Genomic DNA, 21,291 nt, shown 5'->3' on the forward strand with positions numbered 1-21,291 from the left:
TCTTTCAAAGCCACAGCTAAATTCAGGATCTTTTAAAAGTGTCCGATTCTGGACACCCCATGTCCGGCAAAGGACGTTTTTTTAGGCAAAAAATCAATGGAATCGTTGCTGGTAAAGTCTTTATAGCTTTGGCATGTGGATTGACTTTCTAGGAACAGCAAACTTTTCGCTAATAAACATGGACAGAAAAATAGAAAAGAAGTTTTGGAATAAGAAACGCATCATGATGATAGGTGGTGGCGCCGTAGTAGCAATGCTGCTGCTGTACACCCTGATCTTTGCTGATCACCGGGCTACCCTTAATGTAGAAAAGGATAAGATCACTATTTCTACTGTGAAAAAGGGCACTTTTGATGTATATATTGCCGTGACTGCCGTAGTAATGCCCCTCAAAACCATTCGCCTGGATGCCATAGAAGGAGGATATGTAAGCCGCAAATACCTGGACGGGGGTAGTATGGTAAAAGAAGGGGATTCTATCCTCAAACTGGATAACCAGCACATGATGATGGATTTCGTAAATCATGAAACTGAGATTTACCGGTTACGTAATGAGTTGCAGAACACCCGTCTGAGTATTCGTCAGCAGGACTTTACCATGCAACAAACTATCTCGGATATAGACGCCAAGATCGAGGCCGCCCAGGATCTGTATGATCGTAATAAACAACTGGTAGAGGAGAAAATAGTGGCCCGTCAGGACTTTAATAAGAACAAATTTGAGCTGGAAGGTTTGCTCCGCCAGAAGGACATTCAGGTACAGTCCCAGAAATACCAGCAGGAGAATGCCAAAACGCAGATCACTCAGCTGGAAGGCACCCTGGCCAGAACCCAGCGTAACCTGGAGCTGATGAAGGAAAACCTGAACAGCCTGATTGTGCGTGCCCCGGTATCCGGACAGCTGTCTTCCATAGATGTGGAAGTAGGATCCAGCATCATTGCCGGGCAGAATATAGGCCAGATCGATGACCTGAACGGGTTTAAATTACGTGCCGATATAGATGAACACTATGTTTCTCAGGTATTTGCCGGTTTGAAGGCCTCCTTCGAATTTGATGGGAAATCTTATGATATGGTGGTTACCAAAGTGTATCCCGAAGTAAAAAGCGGTCGCTTTCAGGCCGATATGACTTTCGAAAAGAATACGCCGGAAGGCATCCGCCGTGGACAATCCTCTCCTATCCGCCTGGTATTGGGTAAGTCTGCAGAAGCTATTCTTTTACCACTCGGTGGCTTTTTCTCCGACACTGGCGGTAACTGGGTATATGTGGTAGATAAAAACGGCAACCGTGCAGTAAAACGCAATATTTCGCTGGGCCGTAAAAATCCTTTATATTTTGAAGTACTGGAAGGTTTACAGCCTGGAGACCAGGTCATTACTTCTTCTTATGAGAACTTCGGTAATAAAGATGTTTTATCCTTTTAGTAATCATCCATTTTTTTATATAAACTAGCATTTAAAATAACAAACACTTATGATACGCACCGTTAACTTACAGAAGCTGTTTACAACAGAAGAGGTAGAAACCACTGCTCTCAACGGTATTAATATGGAAGTGCAGGATGGCGAATTTGTGGCGATCATGGGGCCTTCCGGTTGCGGCAAATCCACTTTGCTGAACATTTTAGGTTTGCTGGATAACCCCAGTGATGGCGAGTATCACTTCTGGGATAAGGAAGTAGCGCGTATGAGTGAAAGACAAAGAGCACAGCTCCGCAAAGGCTCTATTGGATTTGTATTTCAAAGCTTTAACCTCATCGATGAACTGACTGTTTTCGAAAATGTAGAATTGCCTTTACTATACCTGAAAGTTCCAGCTGCCGAAAGAAAAGTGAAAGTAGAAGAAGTGCTGGAACGTATGAACATCATGCATCGCCGTAATCACTTTCCTCAGCAGTTATCCGGAGGTCAGCAACAAAGGGTGGCCATTGCCCGCGCCGTAGTTGCCAAGCCCAACCTGATTCTGGCGGATGAGCCTACAGGTAACCTGGATTCTACCAACGGCGAAGAAGTGATGAAGCTGTTACAGGAACTGAATAATTCAGGGACCACACTGATCATGGTAACACACTCCCCATATGATGCCGGTTTCGCACACCGTATTGTTAACCTGTTTGATGGAAGAGTAGTAACAGAGAATATCAAGGAACAATTCCATGTGTGATTTTTTTTCGCCATTCTAAAACCACATCATTATGTTCCGGAATTATTTCAAAATTGCTATCCGTCATCTGCAACGGCATAAGTTTATTACGGTGATTAACATCTCCGGACTCGCAGTAGGTATGGCCTGCTGTATCCTGATCGTGCTGTATGTCAGTGATGAGTTGAGTTTTGACAGATTCCACCATAATGCGGATAATATTTACCGCATTACAACTGCTACAACACGCGCTGATGCCGGTACTACAGAGTATGATGCCGGTACCCAGTTTCCCCTGGGACCCAATCTGAAGAAGGATATCAGCAGTATTAAAGAGACCGTGCGTGTAATGGGACCCGGTAAAACGCTTTATACCGTTGGAGATAAGAAAATCTGGGAAGAGAACACCGGTTTCGCAGATGCGGCCTTTTTTCAGCTTTTCAATTTTCCTTTGCTGGAAGGGAATCCGGCAACTGTTTTAAAAGACCCCTATTCCATTGTTTTAACCGAATCCGCAGCTAAAAAATACTTTGGAACCGAACCTGCGGTAGGTAAGCTGATCAAGGTAGGTAACGGTTATAGTTGTACAGTAACAGGCATCGCGAAAGATCTGCCATCTAATACGGACCTGCGCCTGGATATGATCATGTCGCTCTCCACCATGATCACGCAGGCAGCAAAAGCAGGAAGTATGTTGGAAGAGCAGTGGTTCATGTTTGCCAATAATGTTACCTATGTACAGTTGGCGGATCATACGCCTCCGGCTAAATTGACCAAAGAGCTACAAGCGTTTGTAACCACCCATATAGGCGGTATACTAAAGAGACATAATATAAAGTTTGAACTGGAATTGCAGCCGGTTGGAAATGTACATCTGCATCCGCAGGGAGATAAGGGCGTTAATAATTCCGCCATGATCTGGATGTACATTGCCATTGCTGTTTTCCTGATCCTGATCGCCTGTATGAACTTCATGAACCTCACTACAGCCCGGGCACATGAAAGAGCCAGGGAAGTAGGGTTACGTAAAGTATTGGGTGCAGAAAGAAAGAGCCTGGTGCTGCAGTTTCTGACAGAATCACTGGTGATCAGCATCGTATCTTTTGTGCTGGCATTTATATTGGCGGCTACGCTAATGCCCATGTTTAACGCGATCACCGGTAAAGAATTATCGCTGTTATCTTCTACGAAGCTGTTGCTGTATGCAGGTTTCCTGTTACTGGTACTGGTCGTGGGGCTTATTGCCGGTAGTTATCCGGCACTCTACTTATCCGGTCTGATACCGGTGCGGGTGCTGAAAGGGAATTTCGTTACATCCGGTTCCCGTGTGTTGGTACGTCGTGGGTTGGTAGTGGCACAGTTTGCCGTAGCTGTTGCATTGATTATTTCTACTGTAGTGGTATTTTCACAACTGCGTTACTGGCAACAAAAGAACCTGGGATTCGACAAAGAACACCTGGTGAATGTATACCTCTCGGGCGTGGATGGTAGCGCTAAAACAGCGTTGCTGAAATCGTCTTTCCTAAATTTATCCGGTGTACAACAAGTATCCATGCACAACTTTTTAATGGGCAGTGGGGTATTTAACAATAACCCCATTGTACGGGAAGGTGGCGAGGATAAGGACGGTTTTGTAGCCGGCATTATACAATCAGATTTTGATCTGCTTAAAACAACGGGCATTAAACTGGTGGCGGGGCGCGATTTCAATGCAGCATTGTCCACAGATTCTTCCGATGCATTTATCGTAAACCAAACCGCCGCGAGGCAATTGGGCTTTAAGGATGATGCAGTTGGTAAACGAATTGAATGGAGACCGGGATATATGAACAGACATGGCACCATTATAGGTGTCGTGGAAGATTTTAATCTCCGCTCGTTGCAAATGCCTGTCGATCCCATCATCTATATGGTAAAACAGGATGAAGTGGCGATACTTACGTTGCGGTTAGCTGCCGGTGATCAGAAAGCAATATTAAAACGTGTGGAAGCGGCATGGAACAGCATTGTTCCGGATACGCCGTTTAATTTCACCTTCGTAGAAAATGATATCAGGGCGCAATATGCCGCAGAGCGTACCCTTGGTAAATTATTCGGCATCTTCTCGGGACTGGCTATCTTCATTGCGTGTATGGGTTTACTGGGATTGTCCATGCTCATTTCCCGGCAGCGTACAAAAGAAATCGGTATACGGAAAGTACTGGGTGCTTCTGTTGCCAATATATCCTTGTTGTTATCCAAAGACTTTCTCAAACTGGTATTGATCGGTATCTGCATCGCCTCACCGATAGCCTGGTACGGCATGGAGAAATGGTTACAGCACTTTGCATTCAGAGTACATGTAGAATGGTGGGTGTTTGCCCTCACTGCAGTACTGGTAGTATTGATTGCGTTGTGTACCGTAAGCCTGCAGTCTGTAAGATCGGCATTACTGAATCCGGTTAAATCACTTAGATCTGAATAAAATGATTAAGAATTATTTCCGTATTGCCTGGAGGAATCTGCAAAGAAGCCGTTTTTTTGCTGCGCTGAATATAGCCGGGCTTGCCTTTGGCATGGCGGTATGTTTCTTCATTTTATGCTGGGTGACAGATGAATACAGCGTAGATAAATTTCATGCGAACGGTAAAAATATATATCGCCTGCAGGTAAATGTGGACTGGGGCGGCATACGGACTATGGGCGTTACACCTGTTGTTTTGGGAGATGAATTGAAAAACACGTTTCCTGAAATAACAGCCAATGTAAAGGTGAGATCGTTTGAAGATAACATGCTGTTTAAAACGAATGGCAAAACACAAGTGGAGCGGAATGCGGTATATGCTACACCTAACTTCCTGGAAACATTTGACTTCTCTTTAGTAGCTGGCGACAAACATACAGCGCTGGCACAGCCTAACTCCATTGTGTTGACCGAGACATTGGCTAAAAAATATTACGGTGATGGTGACCCTATCGGGCAAATTATAAAACTGGGTGATGGAAAGAGTTTGCAGGTAACAGGTGTACTGGCAAATCTTCCCGCCAACTCTTCCCTATCATTCGATTTCATTATGCCTTTCGCGCTTACGTTACAGAATGATCCGTGGTTGCTAAAGCCTGGCAGCTACAGCATCTCTAACTATATGGTGCTCAGGCCAGGTACGGACATTACGCAATTAACCGCCAAAATGCAGCAAAATTACAAGCGGCAAAATCCTACTCAGAAGAACGAATTGTGGCTGCAACCTTTTGAAGATGTTTATCTGCATGGAAAATATGAAAACGGAAAAATAACCGGAGGAAGAATAGAATATGTACGCTTATTTTTTATCACGGCCCTGATAGTGTTGTCTATTGCCTGCATCAACTTCATGAATCTTTCTACGGCACAAGCTTCGAGACGTGCACGGGAGGTAGGCGTCCGTAAATCTTTGGGAGCTACCCGCTCTTCCCTCATTATGCAGTTTACCGGTGAAGCTATATTGATGGCGGCAATTGCGGCCGTCATTGCAGGAGTAGTGGTAGCAGCGCTGATGCCGGTGTTTAATAATTTTACGGGTAAACATATTGTCTTTACGCTGCCCATTGCTGGCAAATATTTGCTCGGATTATTAGCGGTAACGCTGGTAACGGGTTTACTGGCCGGTAGTTATCCTGCCTTTGTGTTATCGAGGTTCCTGCCAGTGAAAGTACTCAAAGGCGATGTTAGCAGTAGCGGAGGTGCTTCCCTGTTAAGGAAAAATCTGGTGGTGATACAGTTTGTATTGTCTTTTATTTTCATTGTGGGCAGTGTGGTCATCTACAGCCAGATGAACTATATCTACCACCGTAACCTGGGAATAGATCGTGAAAATGTAATGTATGTAGAGCTGGACAATGGCTTTCATCCCAGGCAGGGTGCTATTGAACAAGCGCTGGCGCAGTTGCCTCAGGTAAAATCATTTACCTACAGCAATTTTCTGCCGTTATCCATCGGAGGAAGTAGCGCTGATCTTGCCTGGGAAGGCAAGCCTGATCAAATGGTAGTAAATACAGCACCATTGGTGATAGGATATGATTATACAAAAACGCTGGGAATATCGATGAAGGAAGGCCGCGAATTTTCCCGCGATTTTGCTTCTGATTCAGGCGCCTATCTTATTAATGAAACAGCAGCCCGCGTAATGGGAATGGTAGACCCGGTAGGGAAGGAGATTGGCTTCTGGAATGGAAAGGGAAAGATCATAGGTGTAGTGAAAGACTTTCATTTTACCTCTTTGCGTGAAAATATTAACCCAGTGGTCATGATGCTGCAATCCAAAGATAATAACTATATCATGCTGCGTTTGGCTAAGGGAGAGGTGGCCGCAGAAGTTGCTGCTGTAGAAAAAGTTTTTAACAGGTTGAATCCGGAATATCCATTGGATTACCATTTCCTGGATGAAACTTTTGATAACATGTATCAGTCGGAAACAATGCTGAAGAAGCTGGCAGAAGTATTTGCCATTGTGGCCGTGTTGATTTCCTGCCTGGGATTATTTGGTTTGTCTGTTTTTACAGCAGAACAGCGTAGAAAGGAAATAGGTATCCGGAAGATATTGGGTGCATCGGTAATGAGTGTAACTACATTGCTTTCCCGTGAATTCCTGCTGCTGGTTGGTTTGGGCGTGATGCTGGCCACGCCGGTGAGCTGGTACCTGATGCACAACTGGTTATCCGGTTTTGCATATCACGTAAACTTATCTGCCTGGATCTTTATCATTGCTGGTTTGCTGGCATTGATGATTGCCCTGGCTACAGTGAGCTTCCAGTCAGTAAAGGCGGCATTGGCTAGCCCGGTACAATCTTTAAAATCAGAATAAACGTTTCCGTATATGTTTTACCGTTATATTATCATAGCTATCAGGAATCTGCGTAGACAAAGGTTATTTACCTTTGTCAACATTGCCGGATTGGCGGTGAGTATGGCGGTATGCCTGCTGGCACTGATTTCTACCCGGAATAATTTCTCCTACGATAATTTCCACCCTGATATCGACCATACCTGGCGTATTACTACCAGGGTACAAACGCCTGATGGCAGAAAGTTTCACATGGCCAGCACGCCGTTGCCTATGGGAGAAGCATTGAAAAATAACTACACCGCTATTCAACAGGAAGCAACGTTATATGGAGCATTATCCGGAGCAGGTAAAATAAATAAGAAGAAAATTAATGTAAGCGGCGCTTTTGCTACGCCCTCATTTTTCAATGTTTTTGGGTTCAAACTGGCTGCCGGTAATCCGCTCACAGCCTTAACCACTCCTAACAGTATTGTACTGACAGACGAAACGGCCAAGCGTTTTTTTGGTACACTTGATCCTATTGGGAAAGTGATACAGTTTGATAAGCTGGGTAGTTTTATTGTTAGCGGCGTATTACAACCTGCACCTTCCCTGACACACATTGGTTATGAAGCATTTGGCTCGATGTCGTCTGTAGCAGCATTGGAACAAAGCCATGTATTGCCGGATAGAGAACAGAACTGGAATGTTATTTTGAGTAGTTACACCTATGTGGTGATGCGTCCTGGTGAGGGAAGATCCGCATTAACCGCAGCCATCAACGATTTGGCCCACCGGTATGACGACTTACCTGGAAAAGGGCAGGGGCATATTGCTTTTGAACCTCAGGCGCTGAGCAAAATCAGTCCTTCACAAGGATTGTATGATGATATTACAAGTGCGCCACCATGGGAGAAGATCCTGACTGAAATTGGTGTGGCTTTTTTGCTGCTGACCTGCGCTTGTTTCAACTATACTAATTTATCTATTGTTCGTTCCCTGCAACGGGCCAAAGAAGTGGGCGTGCGCAAAGTCAATGGTGCGCAACGCTGGCAGATCTTCATGCAGTTCATCACAGAATCTGTGCTGATGTGTATCCTATCGTTAATCCTGGCGATTATCCTGCTGTTGGCGATGCAGAGTACTCACTTTAAGGCGTTGCCTATACCTGATACCAACCTGCTGGACGGACGGTTATTGCTCCTGTTCCTGGCATTCAGTATCATCACCGGCGTGGTAGCAGGTGCTATACCTGCCTGGGCATTATCGTCTTTCCAACCTGCTAAGGTGTTGAAGAACCTGATAGATATTAAACTGTTTGGTGGACTGGGATTGAGGAAGTCACTCATTGTTATTCAGTTTTCACTTTCCTTAACTGCCATCATTTTCCTGGTGACCGTATACCGGCAGTTTAGCTATAAGGCGGTAAAGGACATGGGTTTCTATCGCAAAGATATCCTGAATGTTCCGCTGGCAGATGTGGACTTTCAGCTGATGAAGGAACGTATGATGTCACTGAATGGAGTAACAACGGTGGCTGCCAGTTCGGGTACACTCGGCATGCCCCGGGATGCGAGCTTTTGCCAGATGAGAACCGGCGATAGCAAAGATAAAATAGAGTTCGGCTATTACGCGGGAGATGCTGATTTCTTAAAACTGATGCATCTCAAATTGCTGGCGGGTAGCAGCTTTCCGGCCGCCGCATCTAAAGAAAAGGAACAGTATATTATCGTGAATGAAAAAGCAATGAGCGTAATGGGGGTTAAAACACCCGCTGATGCCATCGGTAAAACCCTGTGGCTATCTGATTCACTACCGGTAAATATTGTAGGAGTGGTGCAGGACTTTAACTTTCAACCCATAGAAGTAAATATTCGGCCCATGGCCATTCGTTATCGTCCTGCTGAATTCAGGCAGTTACAATTGTCGATGGCAAAGGGAGATAAGGAACAACAAATCGCCGCGGTGAAGAAGATCTGGTTGGAATTGCATCCTGGTGAAATATTTTCTTCTGAATGGATGGATGAGCAATTACTCAGCCGCAGTGGACAGGAAATGATTTCCCTGCTGGGATTCCTGGTATTTATTTCTACCATGATTTCTGCGCTCGGACTATTGGGTGTAGTGGCATATACTACCTTTACCCGCAGAAAAGAAGTTAGTATCCGAAAAATACTGGGTGCCAGTGCATCCGGGTTATTGATATTATTATCTAAGAATTATGTGCGCCTGATCTTCATTGCCGGCTGTATTGCCCTGCCGTTAGGGTATCTGGGCAGTCTGCTTTTTCTACAAATTTTCGCTTACCGGGTCGGTATAGGTATTCTTCCAATGTTGGGAAGTTTTGCTTTCCTGATACTACTGGCCCTGATTACCATTCTTTCACAAACATGGAGAGCTATTGAAGTGAATCCTGTTGACAACCTGAGGAACGATTAACAATGTTATTATACAACTACATAAAGCTCGCATGGCGCAATCTGGCTAAAAGAAAATTATATAGCTTCATCAATATTGGTGGGCTGGCAACGGGATTGTGCGTGTGCATGTTGATTATGCTCTATGTAGCGCATGAACTGAGCTACGACCGTTTTCATAAAGATAGTAACAGGATCTTCTCTTTATTGGAAAAAATAAAGATGGAGAAAGATACTATACAGTTTGACCGGTTTAATTATGCTACAGGGCCGGCTATACTGCAACAGGATGCAGGCGTAAAGAGCTTTCTGCGCATGGGTAGTTTGCCCGGAGAAACTACGGTGATGCAAAATGTAGCCAATCCGGCCATCCGTGATGAGGAAAGCGCCACCTGGTTTACAGATGCCAATTACTTCAACTTTTTCTCTTTTCCCTTGCTGGAGGGAGATTCTGCCGAAGTGCTCAAGCAGCCATTTACAGCGGTGATAACTACTTCAATAGCAAAGAAATACTTCGGTACCAATGAGGCTGTTGGTCAGCAATTAAGGTTTAATGGAAAATATATTTTTGTTGTTACCGGCGTCATGGCCGATGCGCCCTCCAACTCCAGTATTCAGCCTGACTTTCTATTGTCTGTTTCCAGCATGGCCGGTATTGAATCCATGAAATCGTTTGTGACGGATGATCGTGGCTTTGGGGGCCTTTTCAAAACCTATATTAAACTGGCAGATGCCGCCTATGCAGGGCAGGCAGAGCAGCATATTAATCAATTGTCTAAGGAAGAGGGAAGAGCCGTGATGGTTCCTTTGACCAGTGTACATATGGCCGCAAATTTCAACGCCGGATTTAACCTGCGTTATCTGAAGCTGTTTCCCATGGTAGCAGCCCTGATCCTGCTAATGGCCCTGATTAACTACATGAGTCTTGCTACCGCCAGGGCTACCGTGCGAGCCCGTGAAATAGGGGTGAGAAAAGCGTTGGGTGCAGATCATAAACGTATTGCACAGCAGTTTTATGTGGAGTCTGCCATGTATGCTTTCCTGGCATTTTGCCTGGCAGTAGTACTTTGTATGCTATTGCGTCCGGGATTTTTTAATTTGTTACAACTGAAGGTAGACGTGAGTTTCCTCTATCACCCGGTTGTATTAACGATATATGCAGGATTACTTTTCCTGACAGTTTTAATTGCGGGCAGCTACCCTGCGTTTGTGCTTTCCCGTTATAATCCAGTTACCGTGTTATCAGGTAAAATGAGTAAGACGGGTGGTGTGGGTGTGAGGAAAGTGCTGACGGTATTACAGTTCGGCATCGCAGCGGTACTCATCATCTGTAGTATTGTTATTAATCGCCAGCTTTATTTTTTCCGGCATACTGCTACTGGTATCAACCAGGAAAATGTAGTGATGCTGCCATTTCAGAATTCTATAGGTACACACTACCAGGCATTCCGGCAGCAGGTAGCCGGGTTAAATGGCGTGATGCAAACCGCTACGGCGCGTTATCCTTTGTATGATGGCTATGATATGTGGTTTGTAGCAGGAGAGGGCAACCGTCCGGGCATGGCGCTTTCCATGCTGCGCATTGACCGTCCGCTGATTGACATGGCCGGTTTACAGTGGAAAGTACCACCCGCTGATATGGAACAACTGGGCATGGACGGAACTATCGTATTAAATGAAGTGGCAGCAGAAAGCTTCAATCTTACCCCATCTCCCGTAGGGAAGCATATAAAAATGGGTAATAAAGAAGTGGAAGTAATAGGCGTACTGAAGAACTTCCATTTTAAATCGTTGCATGCCGCCATTCAGCCACTGGGGCTGACCGTGGAGAAAGGTAATTCAGCTACATGGGGAGCTAACACCCCGGGATGCTTATTTGTAAAGATTGCGCCTAAACAAAACATTCCCGCATTACTGGATCAGATCAAAAAAATATACGCAGGCTACGATATGCTCACCCCTTTTCAGTATAGTTTCCTGGATGATGCATTTGGTAAAATGTATACTGCAGAAGACAGGCTGGCCAGCATTTTCGGCGGATTTACCGCCCTTACCGTTTTAATCGCTGCATTGGGTTTATTGGGGTTGGCCGCTTTTTCAGCGGAACAACGTACCCGCGAAATTGGCGTACGGAAAGTGCTGGGCGCCAGCGTGCTACAAATTACAACCCTGCTTTCAAAAGAGTTTGTAAAATTAGTCTTAATAGGATTGGTGATCGCATCACCTATTGCCTGGTACCTGATGCAGCAGTGGTTGCAGCAATTTGCATATCGCATTCATATGCAGCCCTGGATGTTTGTATTGTCGGCCTTTGTAGCTGTTACAGCAGCGCTAATGGCCATAGGATTACAAACTATCAAAGCCGCAATCAGGAACCCAGTGAACGCATTAAAAATTGAATAACAAGTGAACAGCAAATCAGAGTGTGTGTCTACGCACCCTGCTTCTTTTTTCACTACTATATATATTATTATGTTTAAAAGCTATTTAAAAATTGCATGGAGGAATTTGCGGAAACAAAAAGTGTTTGCTGCGGTAAACATTGTTGGAATGAGTACTGCATTGTGTGCTGCATTGCTGCTATCACTCACGGCGTACAGAGAGTGGACCTTCGATAACTTTCATGAAAACGGAAAGGATATTTACCAGTTGCTGGGGAAAGAAAATACAGGTGCCCGGGTGAAAACCAGTTCCAGTATGGCACAGCCGTTGGCGGCGGCTATTAAAAAGGAAGTGCCCGGCGTAAAGTATACCACCTTTATAGCTGACGATAATTTGCCGGTAAGATATGGCGCCAACCATTACTACCTGCAGACCCAAATGGTGAATGCTGATTTTTTAAAGATGTTCACCTTTCCCTTGCTGAAAGGAAATAAAGACAATGCCCTGCAGCAGCTGGACCAGATTGTACTTACGGAAAAAGCGGCAACCATCTTGTTTAAAAATGAGGAGCCAGTAGGGAAAACGATAGAGCTGGACCTGGGCGGTAAATGGCAGTCTTTCATCGTAAGCGCTGTTGCCGCCGATGTTCCGGACAATTCAGGGCTGGATTTTGCGCTGTTAATCCGTTTCGAAAATGAACCGGAATATGCTAAAGCCAAAGGTGAATGGAATGCGTCTAACTTTCCTTTGTTTGTACAACTGGAGCCGGGCGTAAAGCCAGCTTCTTTTGAGAAAAATATTGTTCCGCTGTTACACAAATACTACAAAGGTAAAATTGAGGACATAGAAAAGAATGTAGGTGCAACGGCTAAAGGCAAAGAGGTATTCTGGCTGGAAGCCCTGTCCCTGAAAGACTTTCACCTGAGTCCGGACAGTGCTTTTAATAGCGGTCTGAATAAATTTTATCCCTGGCTGATGGTGATCCTGGCCATACTGATCATTAGCATAGCCTGTATCAATTTTATAAACCTTTCTATTGCCCGGTCTTTTGGGCGCAGTGGAGAAATAGGGCTGAGGAAATCACTGGGAGCGCAGGACAGACAGCTGTTGCTGCAGTTTTGGGCAGAAGCATTCCTGTTATGTTGTTTTGCATTTTTGCTGAGTATATTTCTCATGATATCGATACTGCCTTATTATAACCAGGTATTTGGTCATAATATTGCGCTGGGCATATTCCGTAATTTAAACGTAGTAGCAGGTATAGTAGTTGGCTTTTTTGTCATCACTTTGCTGGCTGGAGGCTATCCTGCATGGAAAGTAGCCCGCCTCAATATCCTGGAAGTGCTAAAAGGCAAGCTGGGATTGTCTAAAAGCAGCGGCCTACGCAACGGCCTGATTATCGTACAGTTTGTGGTGGCCGTAGCCCTGATCAGCTGCACTTCTATCATCTGGCAACAACTTAAATTCATACAGTCGGCGCCGTTAGGATATAATGCCACGCAGGTCATAAGCATCCCACTTGATAATGCACCGGCATCTGCTATCGCAGTCATGCGCGCCAGACTGGCTGAGTTTCCGGAGGTAAAAAGTGTTACCGGCAGTATGCTTAACCTGGGAGTGGGAAAAGATGGCTCCTCCGGCAACTGGACGAGGGGATTTAGCTATAAAGACAGACAGATTACCACGCAATGTCTCGTGGTAGACTATGACTATGCCACTACACTGGATTTGAAAATGATAGCCGGCCGTGATTTTTCCCGCAATTACGGCACCGACAGTACGGCGGTTGTTATTAATGAAGGAATGGCCAAACAACTGGGGGTAGCTGATCCCGTAGGCCTGGAGTTTAAAATGGGAGATGATATGCCTGTACATGTGATCGGCGTAGTGAAAGACTATCACTATGAATCCCTGCGTAAGAAAATAGATCCATTGGTAATGGTCATGAATGAACCTTCTGCGCTCTATTATATTTTTGTAAAAGTAGAAACGCGTAACCCCATCGCCTCGTTGAAGAATATAGAAGCGGTGTGGAAGAACTTAAATCCCCTGGCGGAAAATGAGGCTTCTTTCCTGGATGAAAATACAGAAAGAATGTATCGGCAGGAGCAGCGGTTTTCAAAGATATTTATGACGGGCGCTATCCTTGCTGTGATTATTTCAGGCATGGGATTATTTGCCATAGCGGTATTGGTAATGGCCCAGCGGAAAAAGGAAGTAGGTATCCGCAAAGTATTGGGAGCCTCCATTGGAGGCATCGTATTACTGTTGTCCAAAGATTTTCTGCGCCTGGTATTGGTGGCTGTTGTCATTGCTACACCTGCCGCCTGGTATTTTATGCATCGCTGGTTGCAGAACTTTGAATTCCATGTAGACATAAATTGGTGGGTATTTGTAGTAGCCGGCCTGGTAGCAATGGTGATTGCTTTTTTTACCGTGAGTATGCAGTCGATAAAAGCTGCACTGGCTAACCCGGTAGAAAGCCTGAAAAGAGATTAATATTTTAAACAGCATTTGTATGTGGCGTAATTATCTGAAAACGGCCGTTAGAAATCTTACGAAACGCAAGTTGTATTCGGTGATCAATATCATCGGTCTGGCAACTGGTATCGCCTGCTTTATATTGTTGGCGCTTTATCTGCAAAATGAATGGACATATGATCAGTTCCACAAGAATGCGGCGACATTATATCGCATTCGTACAGATTATGGTGAAAAAGACCAACCGGTTATTCATACCGCGTATAACTTTAATGCGCTGGGAAATGTGGTAAAGGATTACCCGGAGGTAAAGCAGATGTCGAGGGTTTATCCATATGCCAGTACGGTAAAGTATGGTGATAAAGTGGCCAATGAACAACGTTTTATTTATGCTGATCCGGCATTTTTTCAGATGTTCTCTTTCCCACTAATCGCCGGTAACGCAGCTTCAGTACTCAGCGGTCCCAATATGATCGTGTTATCGGTCTCCATGGCGAAGAAGTATTTTGGCACCACAGACATAGTTGGCAAAAACCTGAAAATAAACGATAAAACGGAGTACCAGATTACCGGCGTAGCAGAAGATGCTCCTGCCAATACACACCTGAAGTTTGATTTTGTGGCCAGCTACGCGTCTTTAGGGCAAAAGGATAACTGGGATTCGCCAAACTATTTCACCTATGTACAGGTAGCAGGCAGTGGGGGAGCAGAAGGATTACATCGACGTCTTGGCGGCCTGGTGAAGGATATGCTGAAAGGGGTGACCAGGAATGGTGCGACTCTTGACTTTGTGCCGGAGCCAGTGACAGGTATCCACCTGTATTCTATTGCCGGCGCCGCCACAGAAGCCAGTGGCGATGCCCGCTATAATACTATCCTGACCATAGTAGCCATTCTGTTGTTACTGATCGCCTGTATCAACTTTATGAACCTCGCTACTGCCCGCTCGGCTGACAGAGGCCGGGAAATTGGGGTACGCAAGGCGCTGGGAGCAATACGCGGACAGGTATTCTGGCAGTTTATGGCAGAATCTACCCTGATCACCAGTTGTGCTATGGTGATAGGTGTGCTCCTGGCATTGATATTACTGCCTTCGTTTAATAATATGGCAGATGTCCGGCTTACGATGGGGCTGGCTAACGGATACCGCATCTACGTTTTATTGGCCCTGGTGTTTTTATTGACCACTTTTTTGGCAGGTACTTATCCAGCTATATTATTATCCCGATTCCGGCCGGTACAGGTGTTGAAAGGAAGAATGACCTATGCCACAGGTGGTAATATCCGCAAAACATTGGTGGTGTTCCAGTTTGCGGCTTCGGTATTCTTTATTATCTGCACACTGGTAGTAGGTAATCAGCTGAATTATATTCAACATAAAAAGCTGGGACTCGACAGAGGGCATGTGTTGGTATTGTCCGGCGACCATATTCGTCCACAGTTGCTTGCAACGCTAAAGAACCGGTTATTACAGCAGCAGGATGTGCAGGAAGTAAGTGCATCTTATGATTCGCCCGTAGCTGTTGGCGGTGGTTATACCATTGACAGACTGGAGGGCAAGCCGGCCGACTACAGCATGACAGTTACCGCTATCCCGGTAGAGAAAGATTATTTGCGTACCATGGGGATCCGGCTCATTGCGGGTACCGATCTAACGGCTGCCAATGTGCTGGATGTACAGCGGCCGGATAGTGCCAGGGTGAATCACTTCTTTTTGAATGAAACCGGTGTGCGCCGCCTGGGCTGGAAGCCGGAAGAAGCCATCGGCAAAAGGATGGTCATGAATGGCCGCGTAGGCGCCATTCAGGGCGTTATGCAGGATTTTCATTTTGCCTCTATGAAAAGCAAAATTGAGCCGATCATTGTTTTTCCAGAGTATGATTATTTCGGAGAAATATTGATTAAAACTTCCGGTAAAAACGACCAGAAAACCATTGCAGGCATAGGAAAGATCTGGGAAGAATATGTGCCGGGGACGCCATTCGAATACCACTTCATGGATGAAGATTTCAATAGTTTATACAAATCAGAATTCAGGACCAGTTCGATATTGACGACATTTTCTACTGTGGTGATCCTGGTTTCCTGCCTGGGCTTACTGGGACTGGCAGCCTTTACTGCAGAGCAGCGTACCAGGGAAGTAGGCATCCGTAAAATACTGGGCGCTTCTCCGGTTAACCTGGTGGCGTTGTTGTCTAAGGATTTTATTAAGCTCGTCCTCATCGCACTTTGCATGGCGGCCCCATTGGCCTGGTATGCGATGCATAACTGGCTGGAAACATTCGCATATCATACCCATCTGAGTATATGGATTTTCCTGTTGGCCGGCGCCATAGCGATTGTAATCGCCCTGCTGACAGTAAGTCTTCAATCGGTGAAAGCCGCATTAATGAACCCGGTTAAAAGCCTTAGATCCGAATAAATTTCCGCATCATGTTTAGAAATTATCTACTGGTATCATTAAGAAGTATCTGGCGCAATAAGGTGTTTTCCCTGATTAATATCATGGGACTGGTAGTGGGCATTACTGCTGCGCTGGTGGTGTATTTGCTGGTACATTATGAAAACAGTTTTGATAAATTTCAAAAGGATGGCGACCGCATGTTCCGCGTAGTGTCCAATATTTATTTCAGCGGAGATAGCGTGAAAAATTCCGGCGTAGCAGTACCCGTAGCAGCAACCATCCGGGAAAATATACCGGCAGTAACTACTGCAGCCCTCTTTTTTGTAAATGACGTGACAGGAAGAATTACGGTAGACGGTAAGGATTTTAAGAATAAGAACGACATCGCTTATGCAGATAAAAATTATTTTGACCTGATTAATTACCAGTGGTTGTACGGTACTCCGCTAACCTCGCTTCGGGAACCTTTTACGGTAGTATTAACCGAAAGCCGGGTACACACTTACTTCCCGGGGTTAACACCGGTGCAGGTCATTGGTAAGGATATTATCTATGATGACAGTATCCACGCCACCGTTACGGGCGTAGTAGCGGACCTGAAAGGAAATACCGACTTTAAGTTCAATGAATTTATTGCCCTCTCCACGGCTTATACCGGGGGGCTCAAAAATATCTTTATATCAGACAGCTGGAATAATACCAGCGCTGTTACCCAGTTGCTGGTAAAACTGAAAAACGTATCAGACGCAGACAAGGTAACAAAAGAGCTGGCCAGGTTTAGTGAACAGCATAAGGATGGCAATGAACCCGTGATTTTACAATTACAACCGCTGAACGATATTCATTTTAACGGTAACTATGGTGGATTTACCCGTGTTGCCAGCAGATCGCAGCTATATGCCTTCGGAATGGTAGCTGTGGCATTACTGGTGTTGGCTGGTATCAACTTTATTAATCTTACTACCGCCCAGGCGGCACGCCGTGCACGGGAAACAGGCATCCGCAAATCAATGGGTAGCACCACAATGCAGTTGATGACGCAGTTTCTTAGTGAAACGTTCATCCTGACGCTGGTGGCAGGTTTGTTGTCTTTATTGATAGCCCCCGGAATTTTGCTGGCCTTCAAATCATTTTTACCGGAAGATCTATCCAGCGCAGCATTGTATACTGCACCGGTATTACTTTTCCTGTGTGCATTATGTGTAGTTGTATCATTGCTCGCAGGTATTTATCCGGCGTTGGTACTATCGCAGTTTCAGCCGGTGGCCGTACTTAAATCACAGGTCAATGCAGTAGGCGGTAAAGTGTGGCTGCGTAAAACACTGACGATCTCCCAGTTTGTAGTAGCACAGTTTTTTATTATAGCTACGCTGATAGTGAGTAAACAAATTCATTATTCTATTAACAAGGATCTGGGTTTCCGGAAAGATGCCATATTGGTAGCTAATACCCCCTTTTATAACGAACAGGGCAACAAACGCCAGGCACTGCAGGAAAAGATTGCAGCCATCCCGGAAGTAGCCATGGTGAGCAGAGGAAATTATACGCCTATCATTGGCGGTACGGTAACCAGTACCTTCAATTATAATGATGGCAAAAAAGATATTGCCAGGAACATGGAGATGCGCTATGGAGACAGCAACTACACACAGGTGTATCATTTACAGCTGTTAGCCGGCCGAAACCTGCGGACAACAGACACCATTTCAGAATGGCTGCTGAATGAAAAAGCAGTGGAAGCATTTGGCTTCAGGCGTCCACAGGATGTGATAGGCGTTATTATAAACGAACATCCTGTTGTAGGTGTAGTCAAAAACTTCAATTCCGGTAGTATGCGCAGTGCCATACCTCCAATGGCAATTGCCAGCTGGGCGGAAAGACAACATCGTAACATGCATATTCTGCTGCGGGAACCAGGTGAAGGGGGGCTGGTTTGGAAACATGCCATTGCCAAAATCGAAAAAGCCTGGAAAGAAGTATATCCCCGGGAAGAATTCAGTTACAAGTTCCTGGACAAAACGATAGAAGGACTGTATAAAAGTGAGCAACGTACGGCCACCTTATTAAACTGGTGTGCAGGGCTGGCATTTTTTATCAGCGCCCTGGGATTACTGGGTCTGGTTATTTTTACTACCAACCAGCGTACCCGGGAAATAGGTATCCGCAAAGTATTGGGGGCTACGGCCTGGCAAATGATTACACTGCTTACTTCCGACTTTATGAAGCTGGTAGGTATCGCTTTCGTACTGGCCATCCCGTTATCCTGGTGGGCTATGCAGCACTGGCTGGCTTCCTATGCTTACCGTACCCCTTTAAGTTGGTGGGTATTCGGGATAGGAGGAGGGTTAATGGCCCTGCTGGCCCTGGCTACTATGAGCATAAAAATAACCCGGGCGGCATGGAGCAACCCGGTTAACGCATTAAAATCTGAGTAAACGCGGGCAATTACTTTTAATTATATTGCTATGCCGATATGCAGCAACATCACAATTATCAAAAAACAAATTAACCGATCATGATACAATTGCAGAAAATTTCCAGGCATTACCCGGTTGGATTCGGAAAAAATTACATCCTGAAAGATATTGACCTCACTATTAATGAAGGAGAGTTCGTATCTATCATGGGCCCTTCCGGTTCCGGGAAATCCACACTGCTGCACATTATGGGGCTACTGGAAGAGCCTTCCGAAGGGCAATATCTGTTTGAAGGAGAGCGGGTAGACAAAATGAACGAAAAAAAACGTACCCAACTGCATCGCGGCTCCATTGGGTTTGTGTTTCAGGCCTATCACCTGATAGATGAGCTGACTGTATACGAAAATATTGAAACCCCTTTACTGTATAAGAACATACCTGCTTCTGAAAGAAAGAGCCGGGTAGCCGATGTGTTGGACCGCTTTAATATGGTGGCTAAAAAAGACCTGTTCCCTAACCAGCTATCTGGTGGACAACAACAACTGGTAGGCATAGCCCGTGCTATTGTTGCAGAACCGCGCGTTATCCTGGCCGATGAGCCTACCGGTAACCTGCATTCTGACCAGGCGAAAGTTATCATGCAGCTGTTCAAACACCTGAACGAGCAGGATAAGATCACCATTATACAGGTAACCCATTCAGACGTGAATGCCACCTATGGCAACCGCGTTATTCAGATCCGCGATGGTCAAATACAACCGTAAGGCCAGTCACTTTTTAGAATTTTGTAAAAAAAAGATTATGTTGTACACTCAATTTATGAGGTATACTGCCATACCTGTTAAATTTTTGCCTTCTATCAAGAAAGGTGGAAAAGTATCATCACAATTATTATATTTTTGGTATGTTATGAGAATATCCCGAATAGCAGGAGTAATCCTGGTTTTATTGTTTGCTAACATATCATCCGCTGTAGCACAGGATACGTGGAGCTTGCAACGCTGTGTGGATTATGCCTTGCAAAATAACCTGACGGTTAAACAACAGGTGGTGCAGAAACGCCTCGCCGATCTTACTTTACAGCAAAGCCAGCTGCAAAGAATTCCTAATTTCAGAGCATCTACGGACGCAGGATATTCTGATGGTAGGCTTGCAGCCCTGGGAAACAACCAGTACGTTAATCAGTCTGTATTTACTGCCAATGGTAGCTTGAATATGGATGGTAATCTCTTTAGCTGGTTTTATTTGCAAAAAACCATTGCTGCTAACAGACTGGATGCCCATGCCAACAGCTTCCTGCTGGAAAAAGCAAGAAATGACCTGGCTTTTAATGTGGCTACCGCCTTTTTACAGATACTACTCAATATTCAGACGGTTAACGTAAATGAAGAAAATGTAAGGCTGACTAACTCTAACCTGGACAATACCAAGAAACTGGTAATTGCCGGTTCCGTACCGGAAAGTAACCAGGCCGACCTGGAAGCCCAGCTGGCACAGGATAGTACCAATCTGGTTACTGCACAGAATAATGTCATCATTTCCATCCTCCAGATAAAAGCGTACCTCAACCTCGGATTTGAGATTCCGTTTAAACCAGAGGTGCCAGACAATATTAGCAGTCTGCCCCTGGCGCCATTGCAGGAAATGGCCCCGGAAATGGTGTACAGTGCTGCTTTAACAAATTATCCGTTGGTTAAATCTGATCAGTTAAAGATCCAGAGTGCAACAAAAGCTTACCAAGCTGCAAAAGCACAATTATATCCAAGTCTGGGTATAGGTGGCAACCTGAACACCAACTATGCAAATAACTATTATGATCAGACTAATAAGCTGATACCATTTCGTCAGCAGATCGATAATACCTTCCGGAAGTATATAGGGGTAAATCTGAGTATCCCTATCTTCAATGGCTGGCAGCAGCGTACCACCGTTGCCAAAGCAAAAATGAATGTATACAGCCAGGAATTGACCCGTGATATTGACAATCAGAAGCTGAAACAGGATATTTATACCGCCCATGCCAATGCTGTAGCAGCATTACAGAAATATAATGCATCTTCCACCGGGGTAATGGCGGCACAAAAAGCGTATGATTTTGCCACCAAACGCTTTAACCTCGGATTAATGAATACCATTGATTACATCACCACCCAAAGTAAATTATTCAGGGCGCAGGTAGATAAGGTATCGGCCCAATACGATTACATATTTAAAATGAAATTGCTGGAATTCTACAGAGATCAGAAAATATCGCTGTAGGAT

General features: G+C 45.1%; 11 protein-coding genes. All 11 read left to right on the forward strand.

The window, feature by feature from the left end; translation table 11 throughout:
* Positions 1-178: 178 nt before the first annotated feature.
* The 11 genes from AB4Z08_RS31165 (at position 179) to AB4Z08_RS31215 (ending at position 21,288) form a co-directional block, all read left to right on the forward strand.
* Positions 179-1,426, forward strand: coding sequence for an efflux RND transporter periplasmic adaptor subunit (locus tag AB4Z08_RS31165; protein WP_441577700.1), 1,248 nt, complete (start codon positions 179-181; stop codon positions 1,424-1,426).
* A 49-nt stretch (positions 1,427-1,475) separates the two neighbouring features.
* Entirely contained in the window at positions 1,476-2,165 is a 690-nt protein-coding gene (locus AB4Z08_RS31170) for an ABC transporter ATP-binding protein (RefSeq protein WP_370908667.1), read from the forward strand.
* Between the two features lie 31 nt (positions 2,166-2,196).
* Entirely contained in the window at positions 2,197-4,608 is a 2,412-nt protein-coding gene (locus AB4Z08_RS31175) for an ABC transporter permease (RefSeq protein WP_441577701.1), read from the forward strand.
* A 1-nt stretch (position 4,609) separates the two neighbouring features.
* The gene (locus AB4Z08_RS31180; RefSeq protein ID WP_441577702.1) at positions 4,610-6,967 is read left to right on the forward strand and encodes an ABC transporter permease; all 2,358 of its coding nucleotides are present in this window, start codon (positions 4,610-4,612) and stop codon (positions 6,965-6,967) included.
* Positions 6,968-6,979: 12 nt separating this feature from the next.
* Positions 6,980-9,367, forward strand: coding sequence for an ABC transporter permease (locus AB4Z08_RS31185; RefSeq protein ID WP_441577703.1), 2,388 nt, complete (start codon positions 6,980-6,982; stop codon positions 9,365-9,367).
* 2 nt (positions 9,368-9,369) lie between these two features.
* Positions 9,370-11,748, forward strand: coding sequence for an ABC transporter permease (locus AB4Z08_RS31190; protein WP_441577704.1), 2,379 nt, complete (start codon positions 9,370-9,372; stop codon positions 11,746-11,748).
* Positions 11,749-11,895: 147 nt separating this feature from the next.
* Positions 11,896-14,226, forward strand: a complete 2,331-nt coding sequence (locus AB4Z08_RS31195) for an ABC transporter permease (protein ID WP_441577705.1) — start codon at positions 11,896-11,898, stop codon at positions 14,224-14,226.
* Between the two features lie 19 nt (positions 14,227-14,245).
* Positions 14,246-16,630 carry an ABC transporter permease gene (locus AB4Z08_RS31200; RefSeq protein WP_441577706.1) on the forward strand — a complete coding sequence of 795 codons (2,385 nt, stop codon included), beginning with the start codon at positions 14,246-14,248 and terminating at the stop codon, positions 16,628-16,630.
* An 11-nt stretch (positions 16,631-16,641) separates the two neighbouring features.
* On the forward strand, positions 16,642-19,047 hold the full coding sequence (locus AB4Z08_RS31205; protein WP_441577707.1) for an ABC transporter permease: 2,406 nt from the start codon (positions 16,642-16,644) through the stop codon (positions 19,045-19,047).
* Positions 19,048-19,127: 80 nt separating this feature from the next.
* A complete protein-coding gene (locus AB4Z08_RS31210; protein ID WP_211973543.1) occupies positions 19,128-19,793 on the forward strand; it encodes an ABC transporter ATP-binding protein in 666 nt (221 codons plus the stop codon).
* A gap of 145 nt (positions 19,794-19,938) precedes the next feature.
* A complete protein-coding gene (locus AB4Z08_RS31215; protein ID WP_441577708.1) occupies positions 19,939-21,288 on the forward strand; it encodes a TolC family protein in 1,350 nt (449 codons plus the stop codon).
* Positions 21,289-21,291 lie beyond the last annotated feature (3 nt).

The sequence above is a fragment of the Chitinophaga sp. RAB17 genome (assembly GCF_052114225.1).
In the GTDB taxonomy this organism is placed as follows: domain Bacteria; phylum Bacteroidota; class Bacteroidia; order Chitinophagales; family Chitinophagaceae; genus Chitinophaga.

Coding starts and splice junctions, on each gene's coding strand:
- AB4Z08_RS31210 (WP_211973543.1), top strand. CDS start 19,128: ATGATACAATTGCAGAAAATTTCCAGGCATTACCCGGTTGGATTCGGA.
- AB4Z08_RS31205 (WP_441577707.1), top strand. CDS start 16,642: ATGTTTAGAAATTATCTACTGGTATCATTAAGAAGTATCTGGCGCAAT.
- AB4Z08_RS31215 (WP_441577708.1), top strand. CDS start 19,939: ATGAGAATATCCCGAATAGCAGGAGTAATCCTGGTTTTATTGTTTGCT.
- AB4Z08_RS31195 (WP_441577705.1), top strand. CDS start 11,896: ATGAGTACTGCATTGTGTGCTGCATTGCTGCTATCACTCACGGCGTAC.
- AB4Z08_RS31185 (WP_441577703.1), top strand. CDS start 6,980: ATGTTTTACCGTTATATTATCATAGCTATCAGGAATCTGCGTAGACAA.
- AB4Z08_RS31165 (WP_441577700.1), top strand. CDS start 179: ATGGACAGAAAAATAGAAAAGAAGTTTTGGAATAAGAAACGCATCATG.
- AB4Z08_RS31170 (WP_370908667.1), top strand. CDS start 1,476: ATGATACGCACCGTTAACTTACAGAAGCTGTTTACAACAGAAGAGGTA.
- AB4Z08_RS31180 (WP_441577702.1), top strand. CDS start 4,610: ATGATTAAGAATTATTTCCGTATTGCCTGGAGGAATCTGCAAAGAAGC.
- AB4Z08_RS31190 (WP_441577704.1), top strand. CDS start 9,370: ATGTTATTATACAACTACATAAAGCTCGCATGGCGCAATCTGGCTAAA.
- AB4Z08_RS31200 (WP_441577706.1), top strand. CDS start 14,246: ATGTGGCGTAATTATCTGAAAACGGCCGTTAGAAATCTTACGAAACGC.
- AB4Z08_RS31175 (WP_441577701.1), top strand. CDS start 2,197: ATGTTCCGGAATTATTTCAAAATTGCTATCCGTCATCTGCAACGGCAT.